We start from the raw sequence: 15,291 nt of genomic DNA, 5'->3' as shown, positions 1-15,291 counted from the left end.
CAGTATAAAGGAGGTATGGAAATGGCAAGCGGATCAACACAAGTAAAATACCTCGGCATTTATCAAAAGATTAAACAGCAAATTTTAGACGGTGAATATAAAATCAACGAAAAAATTCCGAGTAGCCCCGTCCTTGCTGAAGAATTCGATGTTTCAGCACTTACTATTAAAAAAGCGCTGGATCTATTAGTTAGAGACGGCTACATCATCCGCCGGCGCGGAAGTGGAACAGTGGTGCAAGATTGGCGTCAGCAGGAAAAAGCACGAATGATTCAAACTTTAACAGGTACGAAAGCTGTTTACGGTAGTGAGGTAGAAAGTAAAATTATCGAGTTTGCGATTGTTGGTGCTGATGAAGTAGTTGCTGAGAAATTGGGAGTTTCAATCGGTGATTTCGTCTATAAAATCATTCGCCTCCGCATCATTCACAGCATTCCAACGATTATGGAGCATACATGGATGCCAATTTCGATTATCCCAGGTGTTGAGGCTTCTGTTTTAGAGGAGTCGATATACTCACATATTCAAAATAAACTTGGTTTTGAAGTAGGGACATCTGTTGTCAGGGTTAAAGGAATTCGCCCAGATGATAGGGAAAAGCAGTTTATGAATTTAACAAATCAGGATTTCTTAATGAGAGTTGAACAAGTGGCCTACTTAACGGATGGACGAACCTTCGAATACTCTTACGCAGATCATCTACCGGAAACCTTTGAGTTTGAAACAGTCATTACGGCAAAAAATTATAAAGAGACATAAAAACCGGTTGAGGCAAGTATTGTCTCAACCGGTTTTTTATAACCTCGATAGAATTTACACATATAGTAGGAGCAGTTATTATTCATCGGCTGTAATCAGCATGGATGTGTTCCCGTTTTTTTCAAGATGAACTTCTCCCCAGGAACAGAGGGAATCGAGTATAGCTCCTAAAGACGAACCGTAATCCGTTAAAGAGTACTCTACTTTTGGTGGTACTTGGTCATATACTTTCCTTTGGATTACACCATCTTCTTCTAGTTCCCGTAATTGTTGCGTTAACATTTTTTGCGTAATACCAGGCATTAAACGTTTTAATTCACTCGTTCTTTTTGTTCCTTTTTTTAAATGACAAAGGATAACAACTTTCCACTTTCCGCCAATAACTTCTAAAGTCGCCTCTACAGGAATATTGTATGTTTTCATAAAAAAACCTCCTTTGATGAGTTTAGATTTCCGTTTTGGGGTTACATATGTTTTCGTGCCAAAATTATTACTTTTTAGTGCCTATAAAACTTTAAAGTGCGTACTTTTTATTATGTTAAATATATTTCATAATAGCACATGTAAGCAAGAAATGAATAAAATGTACTTTAAAGTACATTGGGAATTGGTTAGCGTAACACTATAGGGACATTCATATAAAACAAATAATTTGTTACGTTCAATAGAATATATCCAAGACTTAACATTTGATTAATAGAACTGTAAAGTTTAAAATTACAGTATAGTTTTTAGAAGTGAGTTGTTATCGTCTGTAAAATGTAGATAAATTAAATATTCTCGAAAAAATAATATTATGTGTATTTGATTCTAAACTGTAATTTTTTTTAATACATTTCAATAATCCATATTTAAAATAATTGTACGTTTGATAAAGAACATTAAAGGAGTGAATAAAGTATGGTGATTTTATATACGACAGCAAGCTGTGGTTCATGCCGAAAAGCAAAAGCATGGCTTGAAGAGAATCAAATTGATTATACCGAAAAAAATATCGTATCAAACTCTCTTACAGTCGATGAACTTAAATCAATTCTTCGTTTAACTGAAGAAGGGGCTACTGAAATTATTTCAACTAGATCCAAAATTTTTCAGGAATTAAATATAAATATCGAGGCGCTTTCGCTTAATGAATTTTATAAATTAATAATTGAGTATCCTCAAATGTTGCGCCGCCCAATAATGTTGGATGAAAAAAGATTGCAGATTGGTTTTAACGAGGAAGAAATTCGTAAATTTTTACCACGTAGCGTTCGAACAGTTCTGAACATAGAATTGCAAAAGTTGGCTAATTAATAAGTAATATTTTTAAAAGGGAATTTTTGGAAGGGGGAAGCAAGAGATGATTGAAGTATGCGTTACAGTGAATTATAAAAATAGAAACTATCAAACAAATGTTATTGTGAGCAAAGATACAATCTGGACAAAAATTAAACAATTGGCAGAAGATCAAGTTAAGAAACAGTGGGGTTTTTAAGTTTGATTATTAAAAAAATGAAGTTATAGGTTAGAGATTCTAGCTAAATCCAAAACTTTTCAGGGATTAAATATAAATAAGTGAAATTTTTTTGAAAGGAGGAAGCAAGAGATGATTGAAGTATGCGTTACAGTGAATTATAAAAATAGAAATTATCAAACAAATGTTATTGTGAGCAAAGATACAATCTGGACAAAAATTAAACAGTTGGCAGAAGAACAAGTCAAGAAACAGTGGGATTTTTAAAATTATTTTTAGACTTAAAAAACATAAATGATAATAGGTAGTTCAAAAAGATAAATGTAACTAATAGACATCGGTGAGCTCGTATAGAATATAAATGAATGTATTTCTTCATAGTAAAAATTATTTATAAATCTTAACGTTTGACAAACCTATCTGTAATATTTATAGTTACAGTAAGTTGAAAAGTGATTAGCAATTTATATCGTAGGAGGAAGACCATGAACAGTGACTTTACCTTGGCCATTCACAGTTTAACTTATTTAGCACTACAGCCAGACCGGATGTCAACAAGCAATGCTATTTCAGAAAGTGCAGGTGTTCATCCAGTACGCATTCGCAAAGTGCTAAGTTTGTTAAAAAAACATAAGTTTATACAATCAAAAGAGGGAATTGGTGGAGGTTTTATTTTCGCTCGAGATTTAAGTGAAGTTAATCTCTGGCATATTTATCAAATAACCTCTGAAGGTGCTTTGCAACCTAAATGTCCAGAATCGAATGACCAGTGTATTGTAGGTTCGAATATGCGAAAAGTTCTTTTCACTATTTTCTTAGGTGCTGAAGAACATCTAGGTGAATATTTAAAGAACTATACGATGAAAGAAGTAGTCGATCTAATCAATCAAGAACGATAAACGGCTTAATTTCTATATGGCCGTGGAGTTCTTAATATCTAAATGTAATGGAAAATATTACAGTTAGAGTTGTTTTGTCTATCTTGTTTGTCGTCTCTAAAAAACGAGGAACGAATCCTAATAAATTAATTCTAAAATCATTTGTAGGAAGGTGAAAAAGTATGATGTCAAATAATCCTGTTTTAAAAGTAGGAGATTGGGTTCGAGGAATATCAGTAGAGGGTGAATTAATACTTGGTTATATTGAATCATTTGATCATGTAGGGGAAGTAGTTAAGGTTAATGTTGTTAAATGTGACAACAGAGATACAATAAGTAGAACAATGTCCTTTTTAAGTAAACACGTAAAAAAACTCCCTGAATCAAAAGCAATAAACAAGGAACAAATCCTTTATCTTATAGATCTTGCATTATTAACAGGGGATGAAGAATGGTTTATCAAGCTTTCTTCAAAATTAAATTCGATAAACGAGCTAGTGAATGGGGGAGTTTAAAAATTATATTAAATATAATTTTTTTTGGTATCTTTAGTTGTGATAAAATCAATTGTTTTGTGTGAAAAAAACCCATTAAATTAGGGAGTTCAGGAGAAATTCAATAACATGATTTATAAAATTAATATTTTAAAATAAAAGCATTTCTTTGTAATGAGAAATGTTTTTATTTTTGTTGAAATGAAAAGGATATTTTATTAACAATAATAATATAATAAAAAACAACTAATGTTTATTGTTAAACAATAAATGATGTGATAAAATCATTTTGTTATTAAATAAGCGAGGTGCTTTTATGAAACAAGTTACGACACTCTTTTTAAAGCTAGCTATTATTTTTATAGGAATCCTAGTCCTTGTATTGTGCATATTATTGGTGCCTAAGATTGGGGATTTTGCTGGAGAATTGTATCCAAATATTGCTTATATGAAATCTCTCGTTTTAATCGATATGTACGCGGCAGCGATACCTTTTTACCTTGCTCTGTATCAAGCATTTAAACTTTTAAGCTATATTGATAAGAACGAAGCGTTCTCGGAATTATCGGTAAAGGCTTTAAAGAATATTAAATACAGTGCCATCACGATTAGTACCTTGTACTTGCTAGGTATGCCACTCTACTATCTTATGGCGGCAAGAGTTGACCCTCCAAGTTTTATACCAATTGGATTGGTTATTATTTTCGCCTCTATGGTAATTGCCGTTTTTGCTGCTGTTCTACAAAGACTTTTACAAGAAGCTATTAATATAAAATCAGAAAATGATTTAACGGTCTGAGGTGGAGGATATGGCAATCATTATTAATATTGATGTGATGTTAGCAAAACGAAAAATGAGCGTAACGGAGCTTTCAGAGAGGGTTGGGATTACGATGGCAAATCTTTCTATTTTGAAAAACGGGAAAGCAAAAGCGGTTCGTTTTTCAACATTAGAAGCGATATGTAAGAATTTGAATTGTCAACCAGGTGATATTTTGGAGTATAAAAGAGACGAAGAGAATCAATAAAAATAGACAATGATTATTTTGTAAATAAGCCTTCCATATGGGGGGCTTATTATATTTTTCGGCTTAGCGTAGTTTTTGTAAAATGCTAGCGGGTTTCCTTATTGTCATCAAGTTAAAAAACGTATTGTCCGAAAAATGAGTTCAATTCTTATAGAAAACTTTGGTGGAAAAGAGATATACCTTTCCAATAAATGTATATAAATTCGATATTAATAATATATATCCCAAAATTTATTTTTCTATTTTGGAAATATATTCATTAATTATTTATTACAATAGTTTTAGTATATGAGGTGGAATGTATTAAGTAACTGGTATATCTTAAAGTAATGGAAAAAATTACTGCATTATGGCTGAAATTCATTATATATTGAAAATTTTTCCTGGTAAAAAATCTGAAAATATAAAAATATTAATTTTATAAATATACACGTTATAATGAGGGCGTCGAGAGAAATTTTATTATCTCTGGAGAAAATATAAAAAATGCGATTACTAGTAAGAAAGGTGTGTGATTAGAGGCGGAAATGTATGTAAAGTGCTTCAGTGGCTTGTGTAATCAATACCATAAATGCTGCCGAAGTTATTAAAGTGATGTGTAGAATTGAGAAAGAAATGCCTCATAAATGAAGAGAGGCCGGTTTAGCTGAAATTACTGTTATAAGTAAAAAAAGAGAAACCACTAAAGTAATACACTGTTATTAGAAATGTTGCAACGTATTTATGAAGTCTATTCTATATTGTTCTCTTAAGGGTTCTTTATATAAAGAGCGGATACTACGAGTAAACTTTTTTGTTAACGCTAACAATTATATTAGGACGCTAACTAGCGAATGTTTCAATTTGGATTCATTATGATGAAGGACATGCAATGTGGGGCAACTTGTAAGGAATTCATTTTCCAAAAAAGGAAGATATTCGTTAGCTATAAAGAGAGACGTAAGAATAGGATACAAGGGGGAGTTATTATATGAACGGGAATACTGCAAAGAAAATAGAAGTTCAAGCTGAAAATACCGCACTAAAAAATGAGCAATATGCAGATCCGAAAAAGTGGCATAAGCAGGATACTACATGGGCATTGAGCCTATTTGGAACTGCAATTGGAGCAGGGGTGCTCTTTTTACCGATTAATGCAGGTTCAGGTGGTTTATTATCATTACTACTAATTACATTGCTTGCATATCCAGTTATGTATTACTCACATAGGGCACTTGCTAAAATGATATACGCTTCTAATTCTGCTGATGAGGGGATCACAGGTACAATTAGAGAGTATTTCGGAAATAAAGCGAGTATCATTTTTAACATCGTATATTTCGGTTCAATTTATACAATCGTACTAATGTATTCGGTTGCGCTTACAAATACTGCAAGTAGTTTTATCGTGCATCAATTGCACATGCCAGAACCTCCAAGGGCTATTTTATCACTTGTATTAGTTCTTGGTCTTATCGCTATACTGAATTTTGGTCAAGATATTACTGTAAAGGTAATGAGTATGCTAGTGTATCCTTTCATAGCTTCTCTACTTTTTATCGCAATATCTTTAATTCCACAGTGGAATACGTCAATGCTTAGTTTTTCAGCTGTTTCTACTGCTTCAACAGGTACAGGCTATTTTGGAACGATATTAATGATTCTACCAATCATCGTATTCTCATTTAATCATTCACCTATGATTTCATCATTTGTTGTGAAACAGAGAGCTACGTATGGAATAGAAGCTACTGATGCTAAATGTGCGCAAATACAAAAAGTTTGTTATATCATGACATTCGCTGTAGTTATGTTCTTCGTTTGGAGTAGTACATTAAGCTTGACTCCAGAGGATTTAAAAATGGCAAAAGAGCAAAACTTATCAATCCTTTCATATCTTGCTAATGAGCTTAATTCACCTGTAATCACGATTGCAGCTCCAATCATTGCTTTTGTGGCTATTACAAAATCTTTCCTTGGCCATTATATCGGAGCATTTGAAGTAATGCGTGACATGATTATTAAGTTCGGTAAATCACGTGGAAAAGATATAGAAGAAAAAACAATTAAGACAATCGTCCTTACTTTTGTTGTATTATCATGCTGGTTTGTTGCTTATACAAATCCAAGTATTCTTGGACTTATTGATTCTCTAAGCGGTCCATTAGTTGCTGCTATCTTATGTCTATTACCGATGTATGCAATCAATAAAGTACCAGTACTAGCTAAATACAAAGGGAAAATGAGTAACGTATTTGTTATTATTGTAGGTGTACTTACAGTTTTAGCAAGTATTAAGTCATTATTCTAATTCACTACTGTTGGTTTTAGTATCAAAATAATTGGATCTGAGAAAATAAGGAGCAAGTTTTGAATAGTTTTTTTCAAAACTTGCTCTTAAAATATTCTAAGCAATTAATTTTACAAATAAGTTTATTCATATTAGTCATCTAGCGTTTTGGCCATATACTCATCCAATATTATCAAGACCTAAATCGAAAAATTTTAAATATCAAGCGCCTAACGTATTATATATCCCTAATATGTTAGGCGCTTTTATTTTGGATAATAAATTTTGAACCTAAATTTGAATAGTATATTTCTCTATTTGATGCTTATTTAATATTGTAAAATTTGTATTGAAAATTCGAGGTTTTAAAAGTATCATATACATATTCAAACATTTGAAGATGTATATGATACTTTTTGAAATTGAGGAAAAGTAACGGAGGGATTTCAATGGGAAACGAAATGCAACAATTTAAAGCAGATTTCTTTAAAGCCTTAGCACACCCTTTGCGAATAGGTATCTTAGAATTATTGTCAGAAGGTGAAAAAAGCGTAAACGAAATTCAAGATATTCTAAATAAGGAAGGTTCAGCTGTTTCTCAGCAATTAAGTGTACTACGTTCAAAAAATATTGTTGTTGGTAGGAAAGATGGAAAAAGAGTTTTATATTCTTTACGAGACCCTATTATTGTGGATTTATTGGTGGTTGCACGGAAGATTTTTAACAACCATTTAATCGATACGATTTCAATGTTAGAAGAGCTAGATGAAGCAGAAAGTGAAATGATGGCCAAGGAGGGATAGGTTGAGTATTGAGGTTAAGAAAGAAGATATCATCCAACATGGGATTGAAACATTTCGCTCATTAGGAGCTCATTACGTTTGTGAAGTTTGTATAAAAAGTGGAAATTCTTGTTGTTTTTCATGCCAACATTTACAAGATGGAGTTGGATGTCGAAAAAGAAATACTGCTTGTACAGCTTGGTTATGTGGAATTCAAGGTTTTTTATTTGATCAATTAGGATTACTGGATGAATGGAATCGTTTTTGGAGTGAAATTCCAGGACAAATGTTTCGTAGAGATATTACTCCAGATAAGGTAAGGATTAGATCGTTTATTGATACGAAAAAGCTAGATAGTCGAGCCGGAGAACGTCTAGCAGAAAGATTGAAATCCTATGTACAACAAGGTGGAGATATAGGTGAATTGGAGTGTCATTTAAGTAAAACATATAGTAAATATTAGGATGTTTTTTATTTTTGTGAAAAGGACAATTTTCTGTATAAGGGACCGAGAAATACATTTGTAATCCAGATCTATTAAAAATAGAAAAGAAGGGTTTGTAATGAGAAAGTTATTTACAGGAAGGTTTGAAGGATATTCATTAGCACATTTTCAAAAGGATCTTCTTTCAGGAATGATTGTTGGAGTTGTTGCGATTCCACTTGCTATGTCTTTTGCTATAGCCTCTGGTGTTAAGCCAGAGTATGGGATTTATACAACCTGTATTGCTGGAATACTCATTTCACTGTTTGGTGGTTCGAAGTATCAAATTGGAGGACCTACAGGTGCTTTTGTTCCGATTCTTTTAGGAGTTGTAATTACCTATGGATACGAAAATTTACTACTCGCGGGTTTGTTAGCTGGAATTATTTTATGTCTTATGGGAATCTTCAAACTAGGCTCTTTAATTAAGTTTATTCCACGTCCTGTAACAATTGGTTTTACTTCAGGTATTGCTGTTATTATATTTACGGGACAAATTGCTAGTTTTTTAGGTTTAACAGGTATAAAAAAGCATGAGGAATTTCTAGCGAATTTGAAGGAACTCTTCACTCATATCAGTACTACCAATTTTTATAGTGTTATAACTGCTTTGATTTGCTTTTTTGTTATACTCATAACACCAAAGATTTTACCAAAAGTGCCTGGTTCATTAGTAGGTGTTGTTATTTCAACTGTAATTGCAACTGTATTTTTCTCAGGTCATGTACCTACTATTGGTACAGCATATGGTACGATTCCAAATACAATTCCTCAGTTTGATATACCAGAAATCACATTAGAACGTATAAAACAGTTAATTGGTCCTGCATTTGTTATTGCGATGCTCGGTGGAATTGAATCGCTTTTATCCGCTGTCGTGGCAGATGGTATGACAAATAGTAAACACAACAGTAACAAAGAGCTTGTCGGTCAGGGGATTGCAAATATTGTTACCCCGTTATTTGGCGGGATTCCAGCGACTGGAGCAATTGCTCGTACAGCGACTAATATTAAGAGTGGGGCTGTATCTCCAATGTCGGGTATTATTCATGGGGGATTTGTGTTATTGACACTTTTACTGTTAGCTCCATATGCTTCACATATTCCTCTTGCTAGTATGGCTCCCATTTTAATGGTGGTAGCTTGGAATATGAGCGAACAAAAACATTTTTATCACATACTCAAAATGAAGACAGGAGATTCCCTTGTATTACTAGTAACATTTTTACTTACTGTATTTACTAGTTTAACAACAGCTGTGGAGATCGGTCTTATTTTAGCTGTTATTTTGTTTACAAAACGTATGAGTAATATGCTTGTTATATCTAAAGTGCTTCCTGATCATACAAAAAAGAATGAAAAATTGTTATCGCATGTGGTAAATAAAGCTCATGATTGCCCACAAATTAGTATTTATACAATAGAAGGGCCATTATTCTTTGGGGCTGCTCAAACATTTGAACAAAATATTTTAGCGACTATTCATTATAAACCTAAAGTTTTAATTTTACGTATGGGAAAAGTTCCTTTTATTGATACCACAGGAGAGTCTTACTTTAGGAATATTGTTCAGCACTTCAAAAAACAAGGTGGCGTACTTCTTATTTCTGGAATTCAATCAGAGCTAAAAGCCAATCTAGATAAGAATGGATTGTATGCTGAGATTGGGAAAGAAAACTTTTTTGATCATACTGGGGAAGCAATTAATTGTGCTTTAGGACATCTAAATACAAAAAAATGTATAGGGTGTAAGCATTTTGCTTTTCATGAGTGTACAGGGCTTTCTCAGCAATCTCAGGAAATCAATACAATAAAGAATAAAGTAAATGCATTAGATTTTTAAAAATTTCACTTCACATACAAAGTTTGTTTGATTTAATCTACTTTTTCATCATTTTATTAAAAAATAGAGAAGAAGAAAGTTTGCTTTGGAGAATGTGGAGAAGATTTTTTACAAGGTGTGAACAAGTAGTTTTTTTATACATTCAACAAATAAGTATCAAACAGTAAGAAGAGAATATTTTCCGTATATTTAAACGAAAAAGGGAAATTAAAAATAATATTTATTTAATAGAATACACGAAAACGAGTGGAGGAAATAAAAATATGTCTAATTTACCAAATTGTCCAAAATGTAATTCAGAATACACTTACGAAGATGGGAATCTTTTTGTTTGTCCAGAATGTGCTCATGAGTGGACTTTAGAATTAGAAGCTGAAAATAGTGAAGATACAAAGGTAATTAAAGATGCAAATGGAAATATTTTAAACGATGGTGATTCTGTAACAGTAATTAAAGATCTTAAAGTAAAAGGAACTTCATCAGTTGTAAAAATTGGTACAAAAGTAAAGAGTATCCGATTAGTTGATGGAGATCATGATATTGATTGTAAAATTGATGGTTTTGGAGCTATGAAATTAAAATCTGAATTTGTTAAAAAGGTATAAATACAATTTTGTTACATCAAAATTAGTTTGAAGTTAATGAATATACACTGTTTTTCAGCTGTACCCCGTGCCCAAAAACTTAAGAATTTCGAATTACCTTGAAATGATAAAATGAACTTTTGGTTATGATTCAGCAGATTTTTTTGGGGAGTACCATGAAATTTTAGCTTGCTAGCGATATAGTGCTGTCGAAATATTTGAAATAGCTATAAGACTATTCTTTCGATGGTATGATGAAAGATATGGAAAAGGAATAGGTCTCAATCAGACCTCAATATTAATCTTCACCATTAGCAACAAAAAACCACCTCTCATAAAGGTGGTTTTTCAGTATTAATATATTTTAATTAGTCACGTCTAAATGGACCTTTTGGAACAATAAGCTCTAAATTAGTACCATCTGGATCACGGAAGTAGGCAACGCCTGTACCAAATCCAGATTTCTAGCCGTCTTCTTGAAAGATAATTGGTTCGTCATATGGGTACTATCCTATGCCATCAAGCTAACAAAATGGATTGCCTCTGAAACAAAAAATGATTTTTATTACTATAAAAAACGTAAAGTATCTGTTTTTAGAAAAAATTAATTTTTATAAATTGATGGAGATATAACTCAATTCTTATATATATTTAGTTAAATATGATTGTCAAAATGAACTTAAAGTAATTATGACTTCTAGAAATGCGAATTTATGTTTGGTGTTAATTTAAAGTTGTTGGAACAAAATAAAACCAATTGAGCAAAAAAACTTGCAAAAATAAAAAGAGAGATGTATATTAATTGACGTATCAATAATTGATGTATCAATTAATATTTTGACAAGAAAGAAGGAGTGAATATTGATGGCGCAGCCATCACCAGACACCTTAGGCAGCTTGAAGCCAAAGGAATTGTATTAAGAAGAAAACAGTCTGAGGATAACCGTATAACACGTGAGAAAGGACGAGAACAAATCGAGTCTTCCAAGAAAGAAAAGGAACGTTTTATGAAGGGAATGTTTGTAAATATCAGTGGAGAAGAAAGAAAAATACTTATTCATGTTCTATTACAGATGCAAAAAAATGTAGAGAATATTAAAGAATAGAGAGTGTAGGGGGCAGAATAGTGTGGAAATAATCGCAACTATTTTAGTCGGGATCGTAGCATTAGAACATTTGTTTATCATGATCCTTGAAATGTTTTTTATTGATTCAAAAGTAGCGAAACGTGCTTTCAAATTACCGAAGCATTTAGAAGGAGATCGAAACGTAGCCATTATGTTTGCAAACCAAGGTTTATATAATGGATTTTTAGCGGCTGGTCTCATTTGGGGACTTGTACTTGGACTCAATCCAATTGGTTATATGGTCCAATTATTTTTCGTGATTTGTGTGGTGATAGCAGCTATTTTTGGAGGTTTCACATCTAATAAATCAATTATTGTGAAACAAGGACTTCCAGCTGTTTTAGCACTGGTTGCCCTTTTATGTATGATATAGAATCAAAGTTTCTCAATAAAAGAACTCATTTTTGAAAAATACGCTATTCTTTCTGTAGAATCATAGGAAAGGATGGCGTTTTTGTATGTCTATTTCTGTATCTGATGAATTACAACCATTGAGCAAAAAAGTTAGTGATTAAAAATATTATTCTTTAGTACATACATTTTTAAGATGTTAAATATATTTCATAATAGTCTCTGTAAGATAGAGATAAGTAGAATAGTACTTTAAAGTACCTATAGCACTTTAAAGTGCGTACTTTTTATAACTTTGAATATCATTCATAATAACACCAGTAAGAAGAAAACAAGATTTACGGTACTAGTTACCAACGATGTTACAGCAGTTTATTTAGAGTCAGATTGATTGAAAGGTTGTACTATATGGCCTAATAATTTCGGGAAAATGTCGGTGTGGCATAAAACAATTATGGAGGTTAAAGATATGAGTACTTCAAATTTGAATGAAATAAGTAAACAAATTTTAAAAGAGGAGGAAACACTTCAATTTTCCTCTTTTACAAATGAAGATGCCTTGCAACTAGGTTTATTTATCGTTGAAACAGCGAAGCGAGAGGGAAAATTGATTGCTATTGATATAACAAAAAATGGTGTGCAATTATTTCATTTTAAGATGACGGGGACAAATGAGGAAAATACGAAATGGATTGAGCGGAAAAAACGAGTCGTTTCCTTGCATGATCATAGCTCGTATTATATGCAGATACAAAGTGAAATAACTGGAATCTCATATAATGAAAAATATCTTTTAGATACTTCGGAATACGCTGCGTTTGGTGGATGTTTTCCTATCAGAATAAAAAACGTAGGGGTTATTGGAATGATAACAGTTTCAGGATTACCACCAGAAGAAGATCACGAATTGGTAGTAAGAGCAGTTAAAAATCATTTGAACTAATCGTTGTAGTTAATGAATAAATAATTAATTTTAGGGGGCAATACTATGCCATTAATTGAACTAAATACTTGGCCAACCATGTCAACAGAAGAAAAGAAGGAATTCATTTATAATGTAACGGAACTTACAATAAAACTATTAAAAATTGTCCCTGACAAAATTCAAGTGTTGATAACTGAACTTGAGAAAGAAAATTGGGGGAAAGCTGGTGCTGTCGCAAGTGATGCTACCTTTGCTGAGAAAAGTAGGGTGTCCAATTGGGAGACAAAAGAGTCTTACGATACACCAGGTCGTAACGTTAATGGAATGGCTATTATTAAGATTGATATATGGAATACATTTGATCAAGAGATAAAGGATAAGTGGGTAAACGAACTTACACAAGTAACATCTAAATATACTCATGCACCTTTGGATAAAGTACTAATTCTTATTCGCGAAATGATTCCAGGGAACTGGGGACAAAGTGGTGTAACAGGAGCTAATGCAGATTTCCTTTCCAAAAGTCGTACATTTTAATCGTTAAATAAAAAAGGCAAAAATGAACACATTTCTGTTCGTTTTTGCCTTTTTATTATTTGTCTGTGGTAATGAACATAATCCTTTATATGTTTAAGTAATGTCCTCTAAAGTTGCCTCTACGGGAAAAGTGTATTTCTTCATTTGAAAGTCTTTTTCATGGAATGTAGATTTCAATTTTTGAGCAAAATAAGCTAGGTTATATAAATGTTACTTTTTAGTACCTATAGTACTTTAAAGTACGTACTTTTTATTATGTTAAATATCATACATAATAGCACATGTGAGAGGGAAACAAGATTTATGGTACGAGCAATTAACTATGTTACTTTTTAGTACCTACAGCACTTTAAAGTGTGTACTATTCATTATGTTAAATATATTTCATAATAGTACATGTAGGAGAGAGACAAGCTTTACGGTACTAAAAAGAGAATGCAACCATTCATAATAGCGTTTGTAGAGATTAAATATATTTTTTAGAAGATAAAAGGGCCTTTTTATCGCACTATTATGATAGGAATTATAGGGAAGAGGGGAAACTTAATTGAATTCATATACAGCATCGTCTTCAAAAGTTCAGACGAATCGAAGAAGTATATTTGCGTTATTAGCGCTAGCAATTAGTGCGTTCGGGATTGGGACGACTGAATTTGTTAGTGTCGGTTTATTACCATCTATTTCTGAAGATTTACATGTGTCGGTTACAACAGCTGGTTTAACAGTTTCTTTATATGCGTTAGGCGTAGCGTTTGGTGCTCCAGTATTAACGTCATTAACAGCTAATATGTCACGAAAAACGTTATTAATGTGGATTATGATTATTTTCATTATTGGTAACGGAATTGCAGCGGTAGCAACAAGTTTCACTGTATTACTTATTGCGCGAATTGTTTCTGCACTTTCGCATGGTGTGTTTATGTCAATTGGTTCAACGATTGCTGCAGCACTTGTCCCAGAAAATAAACGTGCTAGTGCAATTGCAATTATGTTTACCGGCGTAACAGTTGCGACTATTACAGGGGCACCAATTGGAACATTTATTGGTCAACAATTTGGCTGGAGAACATCATTTTTAGCAATTGTAGTAATTGGAATTATTGCCTTAATCGCAAATAGTATTCTCATTCCATCTAATATGAAAAAAGGTACGTCTGTATCATTCCGCGATCAGTTTAAATTGATTACGAACGGAAGACTGTTACTAGTTTTCATCATTACTGCATTAGGATATGGGGGAACATTCGTAACATTTACGTATTTATCTCCGTTATTACAAGAAGTAACAGGATTTAAAGCTAATACGGTTACTATCATTTTATTAGTGTATGGAATCGCCATTGCAATAGGGAATGTGATTGGCGGAAAATTATCGAATCATAATCCAATTCGAGCGCTATTCTACATGTTCTTTATTCAAGCGATTATATTATTTGTTTTAACATTTACGGCACCATTTAAGGTAGCTGGGTTAATCACTATTATTTTAATGGGGCTATTCGCATTTATGAATGTTCCAGGGTTACAAGTATATGTCGTAATGTTAGCTGAACGATTTGTACCGAGTGCTGTCGATGTTGCATCGGCAATTAATATTGCGGCGTTTAATGCTGGGATTGCCCTTGGTGCTTATTTAGGTGGTATTGTAACGAACTCGTTAGGGTTAATTCATACAGCTTGGGTAGGCGGCATTATGGTAGTAGGTGCTGTTATTTTAACAGCGTGGAGTATGGCATTAGAAAAACGAGATCAAGTAAAATAAAAGGAGAGAAAA

The 15,291-nt window shown here is 32.6% G+C and carries 18 protein-coding genes and 2 pseudogenes; 18 read left to right on the top strand and 2 right to left on the bottom strand.

The genetic code is table 11. The features are described from left to right. Positions 1-21 precede the first annotated feature (21 nt). A complete protein-coding gene (locus tag ACS2MN_RS10345) occupies positions 22-759 on the top strand; it encodes a GntR family transcriptional regulator (protein ID WP_000146275.1) in 738 nt (245 codons plus the stop codon). Between the two features lie 78 nt (positions 760-837). Here ACS2MN_RS10345 and ACS2MN_RS10340 read toward each other — a convergent pair whose 3' ends face one another. Further along, entirely contained in the window at positions 838-1,182 is a 345-nt protein-coding gene (locus ACS2MN_RS10340; RefSeq protein ID WP_000860830.1) for a winged helix-turn-helix transcriptional regulator, read from the bottom strand. A gap of 477 nt (positions 1,183-1,659) precedes the next feature. On the opposite strand from ACS2MN_RS10340, the gene spxA reads away from it, so the two are divergent. The 12 genes from spxA (at position 1,660) to ACS2MN_RS10280 (ending at position 10,598) form a co-directional block, all read left to right on the top strand. Further along, positions 1,660-2,055, top strand: coding sequence for a transcriptional regulator SpxA (gene spxA / locus ACS2MN_RS10335; protein WP_000236192.1), 396 nt, complete (start codon positions 1,660-1,662; stop codon positions 2,053-2,055). 46 nt (positions 2,056-2,101) lie between these two features. After that, the gene (locus ACS2MN_RS10330; protein ID WP_000573525.1) at positions 2,102-2,236 is read left to right on the top strand and encodes a BA3454 family stress response protein; all 135 of its coding nucleotides are present in this window, start codon (positions 2,102-2,104) and stop codon (positions 2,234-2,236) included. A 111-nt stretch (positions 2,237-2,347) separates the two neighbouring features. Beyond that, positions 2,348-2,482 carry a BA3454 family stress response protein gene (locus ACS2MN_RS10325; RefSeq protein ID WP_000573526.1) on the top strand — a complete coding sequence of 45 codons (135 nt, stop codon included), beginning with the start codon at positions 2,348-2,350 and terminating at the stop codon, positions 2,480-2,482. Positions 2,483-2,700: 218 nt separating this feature from the next. Continuing rightward, entirely contained in the window at positions 2,701-3,114 is a 414-nt protein-coding gene (saiR, locus tag ACS2MN_RS10320) for an Rrf2-family transcriptional regulator SaiR (RefSeq protein ID WP_001083461.1), read from the top strand. Between the two features lie 161 nt (positions 3,115-3,275). Then, positions 3,276-3,608, top strand: a complete 333-nt coding sequence (locus ACS2MN_RS10315) for an IDEAL domain-containing protein (protein WP_000987479.1) — start codon at positions 3,276-3,278, stop codon at positions 3,606-3,608. 295 nt (positions 3,609-3,903) lie between these two features. Further along, entirely contained in the window at positions 3,904-4,386 is a 483-nt protein-coding gene (locus tag ACS2MN_RS10310; protein WP_000815890.1) for a DUF2975 domain-containing protein, read from the top strand. A gap of 10 nt (positions 4,387-4,396) precedes the next feature. Continuing rightward, a complete protein-coding gene (locus ACS2MN_RS10305; RefSeq protein WP_000974628.1) occupies positions 4,397-4,615 on the top strand; it encodes a helix-turn-helix domain-containing protein in 219 nt (72 codons plus the stop codon). Between the two features lie 970 nt (positions 4,616-5,585). After that, a complete protein-coding gene (locus ACS2MN_RS10300; protein ID WP_001014167.1) occupies positions 5,586-6,905 on the top strand; it encodes an aromatic amino acid transport family protein in 1,320 nt (439 codons plus the stop codon). A gap of 428 nt (positions 6,906-7,333) precedes the next feature. Further along, positions 7,334-7,687: an ArsR/SmtB family transcription factor gene (locus tag ACS2MN_RS10295; RefSeq protein WP_000526187.1), complete on the top strand. Its 354-nt coding sequence runs from the start codon at positions 7,334-7,336 to the stop codon at positions 7,685-7,687. A 1-nt stretch (position 7,688) separates the two neighbouring features. Further along, a complete protein-coding gene (locus ACS2MN_RS10290) occupies positions 7,689-8,129 on the top strand; it encodes a hypothetical protein (protein WP_000021463.1) in 441 nt (146 codons plus the stop codon). A 100-nt stretch (positions 8,130-8,229) separates the two neighbouring features. Further along, positions 8,230-9,993 (top strand): SulP family inorganic anion transporter, encoded by a 1,764-nt coding sequence (locus ACS2MN_RS10285; RefSeq protein WP_071739360.1) that lies wholly within the window; start codon positions 8,230-8,232, stop codon positions 9,991-9,993. A 263-nt stretch (positions 9,994-10,256) separates the two neighbouring features. Beyond that, a complete protein-coding gene (locus ACS2MN_RS10280; protein WP_000067658.1) occupies positions 10,257-10,598 on the top strand; it encodes a zinc ribbon domain-containing protein YjdM in 342 nt (113 codons plus the stop codon). Positions 10,599-10,945: 347 nt separating this feature from the next. Here ACS2MN_RS10280 and ACS2MN_RS10275 read toward each other — a convergent pair. Next, positions 10,946-11,080 (bottom strand): annotated as a pseudogene (locus ACS2MN_RS10275) (VOC family protein); the annotation flags it as partial. A gap of 336 nt (positions 11,081-11,416) precedes the next feature. On the opposite strand from ACS2MN_RS10275, the pseudogene ACS2MN_RS10270 reads away from it, so the two are divergent. The 5 genes and pseudogenes from ACS2MN_RS10270 to ACS2MN_RS10250 all read left to right on the top strand — a co-directional run. Beyond that, positions 11,417-11,683, top strand: a pseudogene (locus ACS2MN_RS10270) (MarR family winged helix-turn-helix transcriptional regulator); the annotation flags it as partial. Between the two features lie 22 nt (positions 11,684-11,705). Then, complete coding sequence (locus tag ACS2MN_RS10265) at positions 11,706-12,077, top strand: DUF1304 domain-containing protein (protein ID WP_000402501.1); 372 nt, start codon at positions 11,706-11,708, stop codon at positions 12,075-12,077. Between the two features lie 408 nt (positions 12,078-12,485). Continuing rightward, complete coding sequence (locus ACS2MN_RS10260) at positions 12,486-12,998, top strand: heme-degrading domain-containing protein (RefSeq protein ID WP_142285923.1); 513 nt, start codon at positions 12,486-12,488, stop codon at positions 12,996-12,998. Positions 12,999-13,043: 45 nt separating this feature from the next. Continuing rightward, positions 13,044-13,517, top strand: a complete 474-nt coding sequence (locus tag ACS2MN_RS10255) for a tautomerase family protein (RefSeq protein ID WP_001128296.1) — start codon at positions 13,044-13,046, stop codon at positions 13,515-13,517. Between the two features lie 547 nt (positions 13,518-14,064). Continuing rightward, on the top strand, positions 14,065-15,279 hold the full coding sequence (locus tag ACS2MN_RS10250; protein WP_001089903.1) for an MFS transporter: 1,215 nt from the start codon (positions 14,065-14,067) through the stop codon (positions 15,277-15,279). Positions 15,280-15,291: the final 12 nt, after the last annotated feature.

The organism is Bacillus cereus group sp. BceL062 (genome assembly GCF_051780025.1).
Taxonomy (GTDB): domain Bacteria; phylum Bacillota; class Bacilli; order Bacillales; family Bacillaceae_G; genus Bacillus_A; species Bacillus_A toyonensis.
This window is presented reverse-complemented; position numbering and strand designations above follow the sequence as displayed.

Coding starts and splice junctions, on each gene's coding strand:
- ACS2MN_RS10310 (WP_000815890.1), top strand. CDS start 3,904: ATGAAACAAGTTACGACACTCTTTTTAAAGCTAGCTATTATTTTTATA.
- ACS2MN_RS10305 (WP_000974628.1), top strand. CDS start 4,397: ATGGCAATCATTATTAATATTGATGTGATGTTAGCAAAACGAAAAATG.
- spxA (WP_000236192.1), top strand. CDS start 1,660: ATGGTGATTTTATATACGACAGCAAGCTGTGGTTCATGCCGAAAAGCA.
- ACS2MN_RS10330 (WP_000573525.1), top strand. CDS start 2,102: ATGATTGAAGTATGCGTTACAGTGAATTATAAAAATAGAAACTATCAA.
- ACS2MN_RS10315 (WP_000987479.1), top strand. CDS start 3,276: ATGATGTCAAATAATCCTGTTTTAAAAGTAGGAGATTGGGTTCGAGGA.
- ACS2MN_RS10295 (WP_000526187.1), top strand. CDS start 7,334: ATGGGAAACGAAATGCAACAATTTAAAGCAGATTTCTTTAAAGCCTTA.
- ACS2MN_RS10325 (WP_000573526.1), top strand. CDS start 2,348: ATGATTGAAGTATGCGTTACAGTGAATTATAAAAATAGAAATTATCAA.
- saiR (WP_001083461.1), top strand. CDS start 2,701: ATGAACAGTGACTTTACCTTGGCCATTCACAGTTTAACTTATTTAGCA.
- ACS2MN_RS10345 (WP_000146275.1), top strand. CDS start 22: ATGGCAAGCGGATCAACACAAGTAAAATACCTCGGCATTTATCAAAAG.
- ACS2MN_RS10280 (WP_000067658.1), top strand. CDS start 10,257: ATGTCTAATTTACCAAATTGTCCAAAATGTAATTCAGAATACACTTAC.
- ACS2MN_RS10260 (WP_142285923.1), top strand. CDS start 12,486: ATGTCGGTGTGGCATAAAACAATTATGGAGGTTAAAGATATGAGTACT.
- ACS2MN_RS10340 (WP_000860830.1), bottom strand. CDS start 1,182: ATGAAAACATACAATATTCCTGTAGAGGCGACTTTAGAAGTTATTGGC.
- ACS2MN_RS10285 (WP_071739360.1), top strand. CDS start 8,230: ATGAGAAAGTTATTTACAGGAAGGTTTGAAGGATATTCATTAGCACAT.
- ACS2MN_RS10300 (WP_001014167.1), top strand. CDS start 5,586: ATGAACGGGAATACTGCAAAGAAAATAGAAGTTCAAGCTGAAAATACC.
- ACS2MN_RS10255 (WP_001128296.1), top strand. CDS start 13,044: ATGCCATTAATTGAACTAAATACTTGGCCAACCATGTCAACAGAAGAA.